At 69.3% G+C, this 12,639-nt stretch carries 15 protein-coding genes; 4 read left to right on the forward strand and 11 right to left on the reverse strand.

Annotated elements, in window-relative coordinates; all coding sequences use genetic code 11:
- From rplX to Y710_RS00545, 6 genes are all read right to left on the reverse strand, one after another.
- Complete coding sequence (gene rplX, locus Y710_RS00520) at positions 1 to 318, reverse strand: 50S ribosomal protein L24 (RefSeq protein WP_006895619.1); 318 nt, start codon at positions 316 to 318, stop codon at positions 1 to 3.
- 3 nt (positions 319 to 321) lie between these two features.
- Positions 322 to 690 carry a 50S ribosomal protein L14 gene (rplN, locus tag Y710_RS00525; RefSeq protein WP_006895620.1) on the reverse strand — a complete coding sequence of 123 codons (369 nt, stop codon included), beginning with the start codon at positions 688 to 690 and terminating at the stop codon, positions 322 to 324.
- A 243-nt stretch (positions 691 to 933) separates the two neighbouring features.
- Positions 934 to 2,022, reverse strand: a complete 1,089-nt coding sequence (locus Y710_RS19215) for a hypothetical protein (protein ID WP_006895621.1) — start codon at positions 2,020 to 2,022, stop codon at positions 934 to 936.
- Positions 2,019 to 3,197 carry a sensor histidine kinase gene (locus Y710_RS00535; RefSeq protein WP_006895622.1) on the reverse strand — a complete coding sequence of 393 codons (1,179 nt, stop codon included), beginning with the start codon at positions 3,195 to 3,197 and terminating at the stop codon, positions 2,019 to 2,021. The genes Y710_RS19215 and Y710_RS00535 overlap by 4 nt, the downstream gene beginning before the upstream one ends.
- A 65-nt stretch (positions 3,198 to 3,262) precedes the next feature.
- Entirely contained in the window at positions 3,263 to 3,598 is a 336-nt protein-coding gene (locus Y710_RS00540; protein ID WP_006895623.1) for a LuxR C-terminal-related transcriptional regulator, read from the reverse strand.
- A 176-nt stretch (positions 3,599 to 3,774) separates the two neighbouring features.
- Entirely contained in the window at positions 3,775 to 4,455 is a 681-nt protein-coding gene (locus Y710_RS00545; RefSeq protein ID WP_062366108.1) for a response regulator transcription factor, read from the reverse strand.
- 182 nt (positions 4,456 to 4,637) lie between these two features.
- On the opposite strand from Y710_RS00545, the gene Y710_RS00550 reads away from it, so the two are divergent.
- Together Y710_RS00550 and Y710_RS00555 are read left to right on the forward strand one after the other, a co-directional pair.
- Entirely contained in the window at positions 4,638 to 5,396 is a 759-nt protein-coding gene (locus Y710_RS00550; RefSeq protein WP_039867056.1) for an acetoacetate decarboxylase family protein, read from the forward strand.
- Between the two features lie 57 nt (positions 5,397 to 5,453).
- Positions 5,454 to 5,963: an MTB12 C-terminal domain-containing protein gene (locus tag Y710_RS00555; protein WP_006895626.1), complete on the forward strand. Its 510-nt coding sequence runs from the start codon at positions 5,454 to 5,456 to the stop codon at positions 5,961 to 5,963.
- A gap of 39 nt (positions 5,964 to 6,002) precedes the next feature.
- Here the strand turns inward: Y710_RS00555 and Y710_RS00560 are convergent, their stop codons facing one another.
- The 5 genes from Y710_RS00560 to Y710_RS00580 all read right to left on the reverse strand — a co-directional run bounded on the left by Y710_RS00560 (position 6,003) and on the right by Y710_RS00580 (position 10,818).
- Positions 6,003 to 7,130: a hypothetical protein gene (locus Y710_RS00560; protein WP_062365886.1), complete on the reverse strand. Its 1,128-nt coding sequence runs from the start codon at positions 7,128 to 7,130 to the stop codon at positions 6,003 to 6,005.
- Complete coding sequence (locus tag Y710_RS00565) at positions 7,115 to 8,275, reverse strand: ATP-binding protein (RefSeq protein ID WP_231875642.1); 1,161 nt, start codon at positions 8,273 to 8,275, stop codon at positions 7,115 to 7,117. The genes Y710_RS00560 and Y710_RS00565 overlap by 16 nt, the downstream gene beginning before the upstream one ends.
- Positions 8,272 to 9,285: a hypothetical protein gene (locus tag Y710_RS00570; protein ID WP_231875643.1), complete on the reverse strand. Its 1,014-nt coding sequence runs from the start codon at positions 9,283 to 9,285 to the stop codon at positions 8,272 to 8,274. Before Y710_RS00570 ends, Y710_RS00565 begins: the two co-directional genes overlap by 4 nt.
- A gap of 41 nt (positions 9,286 to 9,326) precedes the next feature.
- Positions 9,327 to 10,526 carry a sensor histidine kinase gene (locus Y710_RS00575; protein ID WP_062365890.1) on the reverse strand — a complete coding sequence of 400 codons (1,200 nt, stop codon included), beginning with the start codon at positions 10,524 to 10,526 and terminating at the stop codon, positions 9,327 to 9,329.
- A 67-nt stretch (positions 10,527 to 10,593) separates the two neighbouring features.
- Entirely contained in the window at positions 10,594 to 10,818 is a 225-nt protein-coding gene (locus Y710_RS00580) for an MbtH family protein (protein WP_006895631.1), read from the reverse strand.
- Positions 10,819 to 11,184: 366 nt separating this feature from the next.
- Here Y710_RS00580 and Y710_RS00585 point away from each other — a divergent pair, with 366 nt between their 5' ends.
- Both Y710_RS00585 and Y710_RS00590 read left to right on the forward strand, forming a co-directional pair.
- Positions 11,185 to 11,499, forward strand: coding sequence for a hypothetical protein (locus tag Y710_RS00585; RefSeq protein ID WP_156150513.1), 315 nt, complete (start codon positions 11,185 to 11,187; stop codon positions 11,497 to 11,499).
- Between the two features lie 211 nt (positions 11,500 to 11,710).
- The gene (locus Y710_RS00590) at positions 11,711 to 12,589 is read left to right on the forward strand and encodes a glycosyltransferase family 2 protein (protein ID WP_062365893.1); all 879 of its coding nucleotides are present in this window, start codon (positions 11,711 to 11,713) and stop codon (positions 12,587 to 12,589) included.
- The last annotated feature ends 50 nt before the right edge of the window (positions 12,590 to 12,639 follow it).

Below are 12,639 nucleotides of genomic sequence, written 5' to 3' on the forward strand. Positions count from 1 at the left end.
TCAGATGTCCTTCCCGGTCTTGCGGGAGATGCGGACGTTCTTGCCGGTCTCCTCGTCGCGGCGGTAACCGACGCGGGTCGGGTTGCCGTCGGCGTCGACGATCATCACGTTCGAGACGTGGATCGGAGCCTCCTGCGTCACGATGCCGCCGGACTCCGCACCGCGCTCGTTCGCCGAGGCGCTGGTGTGCTTCTTGATGCGGTTGACGCCCTCGACGAGCACGCGCTCGCGCTTCGGGTAGGCCTCGATGACCTTGCCCTTGGCGCCCTTGTCCTTGCCCGCGATGACGATGACGGTGTCACCCTTATGGATCTTCATGGGTCAGATCACCTCCGGTGCGAGCGAAACGATCTTCATGAAGCGCTTGTCACGCAGCTCGCGGCCGACCGGGCCGAAGATGCGGGTACCGCGCGGGTCGCTCTCGTTCTTGAGGATGACGGCCGCGTTCTCATCGAACTTGATGTACGAGCCGTCCGGGCGACGGCGCTCCTTGACGGTGCGCACGATGACGGCCTTGACGACCTCACCCTTCTTGATGTTTCCGCCGGGGATGGCGTCCTTGACGGTGGCGACGATGACGTCACCCACGCCGGCGTAGCGCCGCGACGATCCACCGAGAACACGGATGCAGAGGATCTCCTTCGCACCGGTGTTGTCGGCCACGCGCAGCCGCGATTCCTGCTGAATCACTGCGTAGTCTCCTTGACCTGGATACTTATGTCCGCCGGATTTCCGACCCGACGCACACGGTCTGTCACCATCGAAACCCGCGCCTGCCTGGGCGTTCCCCGGATTCCGGAGGACGCCGCAGTGGGTTCGCGGCTCGACTCGCGGCGCACACGCCGCAGGCAACCGCTCTAGTGTAGGCCGATCCCCCTGCTGCAGCCAAATCAGTTCAGCGCCGGGACCTGGGGAAACCTCGCCTGCGAGTGCTCACCGTGCCGGCCGTCCGCCTTCGGCGGGCTCCGGTGGAAAGTCGATCCTGCGGGCGGAACCGTCCTCGGCGACGGCGATCGTGGCGTACCGGTCTCGCCGCTCGGGCAGGAGCCGCACCGTGACCTGCGCGCCGGCGCGCGCCCCCGTCAGCACCCCGACGGCGGCCTGCCGGACGTCGTGCAGCACGGTGCTGTCGAGGACCGGCGCTGCCTTCCGGTCGTCCAGCAGCAGCACGCGGACGCCGCGTGCTCGCGCCTGCCACGCGGCCTCGGCCAGTTCGGGGACATCGAGCCCCGGAGCCCGGATGCGGTCGCGCAAGCCGGCCTCCACGAGCAGACACATCGCCACTTCCCGGTCGGTCAGCGGTTCACCCGAGGCGATGCGCTCGAGCAGCGGCCGCACCCCGTCCTGCAGCTGTCGGATGCGGTCGCCGCGGACCGCCAGGGGCTCCCCGTCCGCCCCGCCCCGTTCCCCCAGGCCCCGTTCTCGCAGGCCCCGTTCTCGCAGCCTGCGCATGGCACTGATCTGCCGGACGCGTGGCCGGATGATCATCGCGAAGAAGGTGGCCGCTGCCAGTATCCCGATGTTCCCGGGCACCGCGATCTGCGCCGCCGTCACGAAGTCGATGTCGCGAGCCTGGGCCGCCACGGCCGTGGCGAGCACGCCCAGGAGTCCGCCCGCCCACGCGATCGCGATCTGCCCGCGCACCGCGAGGACCAGCGACGTCAATGCCACGGCGCCGCCGAGTGACAAGACTGCCGCACGGTCGCTCACCTCGGCCGCCCAGACGGACAGCCCGGACGCGGCCACGCCGGACGCCGCCACGGCGACCGCGTGCCACGGCCGCATCGGGTCGGACGGCGAGCGCAGTCCGGCGACCCAGCCGGCGCCCAGGATCACGAACCCGCCGACATACGCGGCCGGCGCCCGCACGTCGCCGCTGGCCAGACCGAGTGCGGCGAACGCCGTCCAAGCACAGGCCACCACCAGCGCCGCGCCCCGGCTCCGCAGACCGAGCACGGTCGCGACGTCGGCACTCCCCTGCTGGGCGGCGCGGTCTGCCGCAACCCGATCCGGCGCGGTCATCCGACGCTCACCGCCGCCGGTGACCAGCGCAGACGGACAGTGCAGCCCTGTCCCGGCCTGCTGACGACGACGGCCTCTCCACCGCGGAGCGCGCCGACGCGATGGCGGATGCTCAGCGCCAGCCCGAGGCGGTCCGCCGACACCGATTCGGGATCGAAGCCCACCCCGTCGTCGGTCACCACGATCTGGATCAGGTCGGGCCCGATTCCGATGAACACCGCCGTCGCAGCCGCGGCGCCGGCGTGGACGACGCTGTTACGCACGGCCTCGGCGGCTGCCTCGGCCAACGCCGAGATCACCGTGTCGGGACAGGCGATCGCGTGGTCGTCGATCTCGACCGTCACCGGCAGATCGCCGTCGATCCGCGCGATCACCGCCCGCAGCCGGGCCACCGCCTCCCTGGCGCCCACGTCGTCGGGCGTTCCCGCCTCATCGGCCAGCCGGTCCAGCGCCTCGAGTGCACCGGCGGCCTGGTCGGCCACTCGTGGGTCGTCCCGGTCGGCCGCCACCGCCACGAAGGTCGAGAGCACATAGTCGTGAATGAGGGCGTCGACCCGCGCCGCCTCCACCTCTGCCACTCCCTGAGCGACTGCCGATTCGGCTTTCGATCGGGACTCGTCGAGTTCCGCGCCGAGCCGCAGCACCCGATGGGCCAACAGAACACACACCGACGTGAACACGATCCCGAAGAGCGCCTCCTCCACCGCCGACCACACATCGGCGCCGGTGACGTACCAGACCGCGACCATCGCACCCAGAAGCTTGGCGACGGCCAGCAGTGCGATCGCCTCGCGGACCGGCCGCACCAGGACCGCTGCCATGCCCACCAGGCCGGCGAAGTCGAGGATCCAGAACGCCGGGCTCTGTGTCTCGGCGCGGCACAGCGCCAGCCACAGCACCGCCGCGGCGAACAGGCCGATCGCGCACGAGAGTGCAAGGGCCGCGATGCCGCGATGCCAGGCTCTCACCAGCGAGGCCGCCAACAGTGCGAAGCCCGGGCCGAAGGCGAGCAGGGCGGCGGCCACCGGGTACCACTGCGGCAGCCGTCCATCGGCTTCAGACGCCATCTGCGGCAGCGCGATCACCGCGTAGATGAGATAGCCGATTCCGACGAACCTGGCCAGGGAGGTTCGGACGCGGTCACGCTGAGGGTCGCCGCCGAGAACCGTTCCCATCGAATGTCGCCGCCCGCCGTCCGGAGATCCGGACAGCGGGCGGCGACTTCTGATGAAAGTCCGGGTCACCACTCCTCTAGTGTCGTATACCCGTCCTGCAATGCGCGAGCGAGAAGGTGCGCTTTCGTCGGTGCCGGGCGGCCGACGGCCGCGTACTTGGCACGAATCCGCGAAATATGCGTGCTCACGGTCGACTGAGAGATGAAGAGTTTGTTCGCGGCGTCCTCTTTCGACTCCGCCGCCATCCACGCGAGGAGCACTTCGACCTCACGTGTCGACAGTGCGGGTCGCGACGGAGGTGCGACGACCAGATGCGGCAGTACTGCTGCATCGACCACCGGCGCCGTCATGCGGGGCACCCGCCCATCGTTGATTCCGACCTCGAGTTCGGCAACGCTCACAGGCGATCCTCCTGTCAAATCCCCGACCGGCTGTGGTTGGCACCTGAACAGGAATCGCCCAGGCTCACAATCAACGTTACGAACGGCGTCGCCGCCCCGGTAGACCCAGAAATAGGGACATCTTCGGGCGTTCCGCGCGCTGTGACGCACGGCATGTGAGCAGCGGAGAAGGCCCCTCAGGAGTCCCGGAGCGGCATCGGGAGCCAGCCGTCTTCGACCGCACGTTTGAACAGGTCGAGTTTGGTGCGCGTGGGACGGCCCGCATCGGCGTACTTCTGCCGGATCCGCTTCAGGTACTCGTTGACCGTGTCCGGGGTGACACCCAACTCCTGTCCGACGCTGACCGACGTCCCGCCGGACGCGTACAGCGTCAGCACTCGTTGCAGCTGCGGACTCAGGTCGACGGCATCGAGGTTCGGGTCACCGTCGATGGCGGCCGCCCACTCGGTGGTCAGCACTTCCTCGCCGCCGGCCGCGGCGCGGATCGCGGCGAGGATCTCCTCCTCGGAGGCGGACTTGAGAACCACCGCGAGCGTCCCCGCGCGGGCAGCCGAGCGCAGCAGGTCCGGATGCTCACCGGAGGTGTAGACGACCGTCACGATGCCGTGATCGGCGAGCGTGCTGACGTTCTCCCGCGGGGTGGTTCCGTCATTGAGACGCAGGTCGAGGATCACGACGTCGAGATCCGTCGCCTTGTCCAGGAGCTCGGCCACGGTGGGTGCGGAGCCGACGAGTTCGAGGTCGTCCTGACGCTCCAGAATCCTTTCGATCCCCCATACCGGCGACTGGTGGTCGTCGACCATCCCGACGCGAACGACCCCGGACTCGGGCGTCCGCGGACCGCCGTCGTCGTCCATGTGCTTCGTCATCTCCCCATCCCCTGTCCGATACGAACATCTCGGACGTCTTCAAACTATCGAACGCCTCCGACAAGATCTCGGTGTTCCTTCGTTCGGGGGACCAAAGTCCGTGACATGCGCCATCTCCTTCACCAGGGAACTCACCCGCAACGCCAGACTCACGACGTAGCGTGAGACAGATGACTGACATGCGAGTTCACGACGTTCTGGGCGTCGACGTCGAGATGCCCGTACGGATCCGGTCGGCACGCTGCTTCGTCGCCGGGTTCACCGCCGACACCGAAGCCGTGCGCGCCGCCGTCCGCCGCCGCGGCGACCTGGACCTGGCACCGTTGCAGGTGCGCCGCGGACGAGCACTGTGCATGCTCGTCTTCGTCGACTACCGGGACGGCGACCTCGGGCCGTACAACGAGTTCGGCGTCTGCTTCCTCATGCAGCCGCCCGGGCGGCAGGCCTCGGCGCTGTCCGCGATGCGATCCCTGGCGTCGGCCGACGCCCATGCGTTGATCCACGATCTGCCGGTGGACGGCGAGTTCACTCTGGCGGCCGGCCGCGGGATCTGGGGCTTCCCGAAGATCCTCGCCGATTTCGAGGTCGACCACGACTCGGCGGTGAAGCACGGACGCGTCAGCCAGGACGGCAGGCTCATCGCCGACCTCACCGTGAGCCGTGGCGTCCCGGTTCCCGACAGCGCGCGCGACACCGTTCTGCAGGCGTATTCGCAACTCGACGGCGTCGCGCGCCGGACCCCGTGGCGTCTGACCTCCACCTCGGGAACCAGGACCCGACTGGGTGGCGCGCGCCTGACGCTGGGCGACCACCCGATCGCGGACGAACTGCGGCGCCTGGATCTGTCCCGGCGCGCGCTGATGGCGTCGTCGGTGGCCGACCTGTCGATGACCTTCGACGATGCGACCGTGCTCACCCCGGCACCCTGACGGCGACATCTGCTGTTAGGCTTGCCTAAATAATCCCGTCTGACCACTAGGAGAGCCATGACCGCCATCCGAAACCTCCGTCGCCCCGCCGCCGCGCTCGCGGCCGTCGCCGCCACCACCGCACTGCTGGCGGCATGCTCGAACTCCGACGACGACACCGCGAGCACCGCCTCCGCTTCGCAGTCGGCGAGCGTCGAATCGAGCGCCATGGCCGGTGTCGAAGGCCTCGACAACGCCAAGGCACAGGAGATCATCCGGACCGCGGTCGACGGCAACACCTCGATCGACGACCTCTCCAAGGTCGTCGACACCTCGACTCCCGGGTCGGCCGAGGCGCTCAACGCCTTCGCCAAGGCCTCCGGTCCGGCCGGCTACACCCCCGACGCCTACACCGTGAAGTCGGTCAAGGCCGACGGTGAGAACAAGGCGGTGGCCGTGACCGCCGTCAAGTCGCCGCACGCTCCGGCACCGGTCGACATCCAGCTCGCGATGGTGAAGCAGGACGGACAGTGGAAGCTGGCCGGCGCCTCGGTCACCACGCTGACCTCGATGATGCCCAAGCACTGACCGGGGATCTCGACTCAGTCTCCGCACCGGCGGCGCTCCTCAGTCCGAGGATGCGCCGCCGGTGTCGTCTCTCCAGGCCAGTTCACCGGCGGTCGAGACCGCGCACACGCGCCGCCGCGTGCGGGTGCCGTCGGATTCGCCGATGGACGCCACCACGTCCCGGCCGGCAGGAAGCAGACGGGCGGTCACCCCGCCCCGCCGCGCCCGGGTGAGCACCGCGACGAGTTCGGCGTGGAGGGGGCCGTCGGCGACCCCGCCCCGCGCGTCGACCCGCCGGTCGTCGAACAGCCGGACATCGACACCGCGCTCCCGCGCCGCCGCCGCGGCGTCCCGCACGGGCTGCGACATCCAGCCGCGGCCGCGGACCTCATCCCTCAGCTCGGCCTCCACCAGTCGCGCCCGCATCACCTCGCCGGGCGAGAACCCGTCACCGACGGAGAGTCGTTCCAGAAAGGGCCGGACCTCCTCGTTGAGGGCGTCGAGCTGCGCGCGCCGCTGAATCAGCGTCGCCTCGTGCGCAGCGCTCGCTTGGACGGCCGCGACCTCGCGGCGGTCGAGCACGCGGGCGAACGCCAGCAGCGGCCGGACGTAGAGCATCATCAGCGAGGCCGGCACCATCGCCGCGAGCATGCGCAGCGCCACCGGGACCGCCGTGCCCGGACGCCAGCCCCACGCCGCCACCGCCACGCACGACAGTCCGATCACCAGCACGAACCCCAACCACGCCCACCTCGCCCGGCCGCGCACGATCAGCAGACACATCGCGACCGCGTACGCGATCATCGGCGCGCTGGGGCGCACCCAGTTGGCCGGTCCCACCGGAATCGACCACCACACCACCGCGCCCGAGGCCGCGCCGAGACAGACCACGACGATCGCCGCCGGCCGCGACAGCGGGTCGTCCACACCGCAGGTCGCCAGACACAACGATGCGGCCAGACCGATCGATCCGACGACCATCGCAGTGAGCTGTGCGAAGCTGAGGTCGAGCCGTGGCAGGAACAGTTCCACCACCACGTACGCGACCATCACCGCTCCCACGGCCACCCGCAGTCCGGGGCGGCCGAGACCGAGCATCTCCGCCATGGTCTCCGGTCCCCGGCCGGGCCGCGCGTCGCCGGACGGGCGCGGGGCGCGGCGGACCGTCGCGGTCACGGCCTGCGCCATTCCAGCGACACCATCGTTCCGTCGGACGCCGAGGAATCGATCCAGGCGCCGCCGCTGGGCTGTTCGCGCATGCGGCGGAGGATTCCGAGTTCGATGCCCGCACGGTCGGGCGGCACGCGGTCCGGATCGAAGCCGACGCCGTCGTCGACGATCCGGAGACGGATGAGGTGTGCGTCGAAGACACCGACGAGTGCGCGCGAGGATCCCGGCCCGGCATGGGTGACCGCGTTGGCGACCGCTTCGGCGGCCGCGTCGACGAGTGACTCGACGAGCACGTGCGGGTACTCGATCTCCGGATCGTCGACCCGGAGGTCGATCATCGTGTCGTCGCCGATCGCGTTCACCGCCTCTCGCAGCCGGAGGACCGACTCGCGAGCCGAGACGTGCAGGGGCGGCCGGTAGGGGGCCGAACGGCCGTCGAGGTCGGCGAGCGCCGTGGCCGCCTCCCTCCTCGTCTCGGCGTCGGCCGGGTTCTCCGACACCAGTCTGAGCATCGCGACCACTCCGTCGCGCACCACCGCGTCGAGCCGCTCTCGCTCAGCCGTCCGGGCGGCTCGACTCGCGGCATTCGCACTCGCCGCCAGGATTCGGTCCCGGCGCGCATCGGTCTCGCGCAGCGCACGCATCATCGAGTACTCCACCGTGAGGAACACACCGACCAGTGTGGCGGTCAGCAACGAGTTCGCATAGCCGATGGTGCCGAGTTGCCCCTGCTTCACGTACTGCTGCGCGGTCGCGAGCAGGATCAGCACGAATGCCGTGTACGTCACCGTCACCCGGGGCCGGTACACCGTCGCCATCACCACGGCGGGCAGGACCACGGTGTTGGCGGGCCAGATCGGCGGCGACCCGTACGTCGACGGCGCCGCACCGCCTTTCCACGCGACGAGCCACAGCACCACGGCGGCCGCATTGGCGACGCCGAGGAGCAGGGAGAGCGGACCTACGCGGCGCCCGTTCCCGAACGACGCGTCCAGGAGCAGGGCCGTCGCCGATCCGCCGACGAGCGAGATGCTGACCGGGAGCCACCACACCTCCACCAGGACCACCACCTGGTCGTAGTACGCGAGCATCAGGGTCGGCACGAGCAGCGATGTGATCGCCATGCAGACCGCGGCGCCGCGCCGCATCCGGAGTTCGTTCACGACTCCACCACCCGGGTGCGTCCGCCGCTGAACTCGACCCGCCGCCGAGTGCCGCCGTGCGCCACCGTCACCGATGCCACCGGGCAGCGGCCGGGCGGCGCCACGCGGGCCACCACCTCGCCTTCGGATAATGCGTCGAGTTCGGCGCACAGGACCGTCGAGACCTGCGCCAGGATCACTGCGGCTTCGTCGACGGTCACCTCGCTCAGGCCGCCGTCGTCGAGCAGGGTCACCGACACGCCGCGGTCTCTCGCGCGCCACACCGCCCTGCGGACCTCGGAGGTGTCGAATGACGGCGCTCGGATGCCATCGCGCAGGAGGGCCTCGATCAGCCGTGCGGTCCGGACGTCGGCTCCGGTGACCCGATCGGCGTCGAGCACGTTCTCCAGCAGCGGACGCACCCTCCCGTCGATCCGCGCGATCCGCTCCTCACGTGCCAGCAGCGCAGCCTTCCCCGCGCCCTCCTCGTCGGAGGCGCGCTCGTGTCTGGCGGCCAGCGCGTCGAGTTCCCGGAACAGCGGCGACAGCATCGCCGTGGCCGCCGTGGCTGCGGCGAGGAGCACCGCCGTCGTGGTCTGGACGGTGCTCCACCAGTGGGTCGCGCCGGTGACCGCGCCGAGCACCAGACCGAGGGCGATGCCGCTCAGTGCACCCACCCAGGCGATCACGGCCCGGCTGCGGAACACCAGCAGTGTCTCCAGCACGAAGGCCGTGACGAACATCGGCAGGTATGCGTGGGCGTCGGTGACACCGTCGGCCGCGACGGCCACCCACACCACCGCCTGCGCCACCAGCGTCAGACCGATGGCCACCAGTGCCGGGCTACGGCCGAATCGCCCCGGGGGCGGAGAGAGCGTCACCGCGAAAGCCGCGGTGTAGAGCGCCAGCCCGCAGCCGGCGCCGACCCAGTACGCGAAGCCCCGCGGTTCCACCGCACCGCGGACCGCCATCAGAATGCCCAGCGCAACGAGGTATCCGGCCAACACCACCACCATCGGTGCACGACGCACCGCAGGTTCGGTGATCGTTCTTCTGGGCTCCACAGCGGCGCTCACCGGTCAGCGCCCGGATCGGCCCAGCCGAGTTCCACTCGGGTTCCGGCGCCCGGAGCACTGACCACCCGGCTGGTGCCGCCGTCGAGCTGGCGCATCCGTTCCAGAATCCCGAGGGCCACCCCGATGCGGTGCGCAGGAATCGCCTCCGGGTCGAATCCGACTCCGTCGTCCACGACCACCGCGCTGATCCGGTCGGGCCCCACGCCGCAGAGCACGGCGCCGGACGCCTCGGGGCCGGCGTGCCGATGGAAGTTGCGTACCGCTTCCCCGACCGCTTCGATCACGGTGTCGGCCGCCGCGGCCGGGAACTCGGTGCCCGGCGGAGCGGAGACCACGGCTTCCACCTCGACCCCGGAACCGAGATCGTCGACGGACAGACGCAGTCGCTGCAGGAACTCGGTCGCCCGGATCCGCTCCGCGCCCGGCTCCACCTCGGTCGACCAGTTCGCGAGTTCGTCGAGCACACCCGAGATGCTCTGCCGAAAGCCCACGGACAGCGGCCCGGGTCGCAGAGCCGTCAGAAGCGCGATGAGGCGGTCGTGCACCATCGCGTCGATCCGGCGCCGTTCGGCGTCGCGGACGTTGCTCCGCAGCAGTGCCACGGCTCGCGCGGCCGCCTCCTGCCGCTGTTCGTCGAACCGGTGCGCTGCGCTCATCACCGCCCAGCAGATGCCCAGATAGATTCCGGCGAGGGCCAGAACCCACAGTCCCGCGGCGAGGTCCACCCAGGCCACGCCTCCCGAGGCGATCGAGGCGACGAGAAGGCTGAGCCCGCCGGCGACCACGAGGTTCGCGACCGCGAAGCCGAGCCTGCCGCACAACACCAGCAGGCAGCTCGCGATCTGGGGGATGAAGACGATGCCGTGATCGAACCCGTTCGCCGGAACCTGGCCCACGTGCCCGTCCCACCCGGCGAACCAGGCGGCGATCAGCGCGAGGAAGGCGAGGGCACAGCCGACGGCCACCGGTTCGAGCCGATCGATCCGGCGGGTGACCCCGACGGCGACGACGGCGAGCGCGGAAGCCAGGACGACGGCGATGCCCAGCCACCGCCACCAGTGGCCGGTGAGCGCGAAGTAGCGGTCGAGATCGCTGGGCGCGAGGAAGAAGATACCGAGATAGGTGAAGCCGAATACGGTGGTGCCGGTCGCCTGCATCCGCGCCGACACCGACGGCACCGATCGACTAGCCGGCATCGCTCCCTCTCCCGACCCGGCGAGACCGCGGTTTCCCCAAGCGTGAAACGTCGCCCGAACGGGCCGGTCAGGCGTTCTTCTGGTCTGCTTCCATCGCGTCGATCAGACTCTGCGGGCGCAAGTCGGTCCAGTTCTTCTCCACGTACTCCAGGCACGCTTCTCGACTGTCCTCGCCGAACACCTTGGTCCAGCCGGCCGGGATGTCCGCGAACGTCGGCCACAGCGAATGCTGGTTCTCCGCGTTCACCAGAACGTAGAACCGGCCGTCTTCATCGTCGAACGGGTTGGTCATCACTCATTCCTTCCGGCCGCCGCAGTCCGGTGCGGCGGCCCACACAGCAGAGCCCGGCGGGCCTCATCCTCCGGCCAGTCAACCGGTCACACCTGACGATAATCGCAGCCCGGCGGCCGATTCCGCAAAAACATGCCGGGCGCGCGCTGCGATGTGCTTTGTTAAACAATTGCAACTTTGGCCACAGAGGCCCCGCAGCACCGCGCTCACCTGCAAAAACAGCGGCAAACCGGACCGCCTGCACATACGTTCGGACCGATCGCGAGCAGTTCTGGGAACTAACCCCTATCGCGGACCGTTGTCAGCAGGACATACTCATTCAAACGCACGACCACAGCGGCAGCTAGAGAAGTACAGGTGATCACCATGAGTAGCGATCTGCTCGAACGCATCGAAGACCGCAGCATCACGATGCCGCGGCTCGTCGCCGTCCGCCTCGCGGGCAAGCCGGTCACCTATGCCGAACTCGCGGACGAGATCGCTTGCCGCCTCGAGGCCGGCGGTTACTCCGACCACTCGGCGAACGCCGCGCTGTTCGCCGCGCTCATGAACCTTCTCCCCTATCGCCTCCGCACCGTCGGGCCCCATGAGGACCTTCGCATCGTCTCTTCGGCCATCCGCTGGCTCAACGCGTACCACGGCACGGGCGTTGAAGAGCGGCGCCTTCAATCTGTCAGCTGAACGGACTATCGGCCGACCCCGATCATTCTGTTACAGCTTCCGATCCACATCGCGAGTGTTGAGTCTGCGATATAGATCACACACGACTTGGGGCGGGTAGCGTGTCCGATTCGACGGATCTGATCGCAGATTCATCTGAAACGCCGACACACCCAGATCTGTCCGCCGACAAACTCCGAACTGTCCGCATTGGGCGGTAGGGTTCGGCTTTGTGACTCACCCAACTCTCTCCGTCATGGTTCCGGCGCTCAACGAGGAGGATTCGATCGCGCAGACGCTGACCCGTCTCTGCGAACAGATCGAGGACCTCAACGAGATCATCGTGGTCGACAACGGTTCGACCGATCGCACCGCCGAGATCGTCAGCGAGTGCAGCGCGCGGGAGCCGCGGATCCGTCTGGTCAGCGAGACCCGCCCCGGACTGATATTCGCGCGCAACGCCGGATTCGAGGCCTCGACGAGTGAACTGACGGCGCGCCTGGACGCCGACACGGTTCCGCACCCCGGCTGGGCCCGCTCCATCCGGGAGTTCTTCGCCGACATGCCCGACGACGTGGTGCTCGCCACCGGCCCCCTCACCCCGTTCGACTCTCCGTTCAAGAAGACCTTCGAGAAGTCGAATCAGCGGCTCATCGCGCGGGTGCGGGCCAAGTCCGACGACCCGCGCGGAATCGTCGGTCTGCACATGGCCACCGGCGGCAACAGCGTTCTGCGCACCGCGGTGTGGCCCACGATCCGGGACGCCGTCTCCGACCGCCCGGACGTGTACGAGGACTTGGATCTGTCGCTGTGCTGCCGGGAGGCCGGCTACCGGATCGCCTTCATCGTCGGCATGGCCGCCGACAGCTCGGCACGCCGTTTCCGCAGCAGCCCGCGCTCCTACGGCCGGTACATGCGGCAGTTGCCGGAGACCTACCGCATCCACGGGCTGCACGGCGAAGCCCGCAAGAGCCGCCTGCAGGTGCTGAACAACCGGGTCCTGCACCTGTTCACCTGGCTGCCGACCCGCGCGTACGACGCGAAGACCGGGACGATGTCGTTCCGCCGGATCTTCCGAAGCGACGACCCGAGCGACACCGCCCGCGTCTGAATCCGAGCGGCGCCGCCGGGGATCGGGTCACGATCCCCGGCGGACTCGTC

The sequence above is a fragment of the Gordonia sp. QH-12 genome (assembly GCF_001578675.1).
Classification (GTDB): Bacteria; Actinomycetota; Actinomycetes; order Mycobacteriales; family Mycobacteriaceae; genus Gordonia; species Gordonia sihwensis.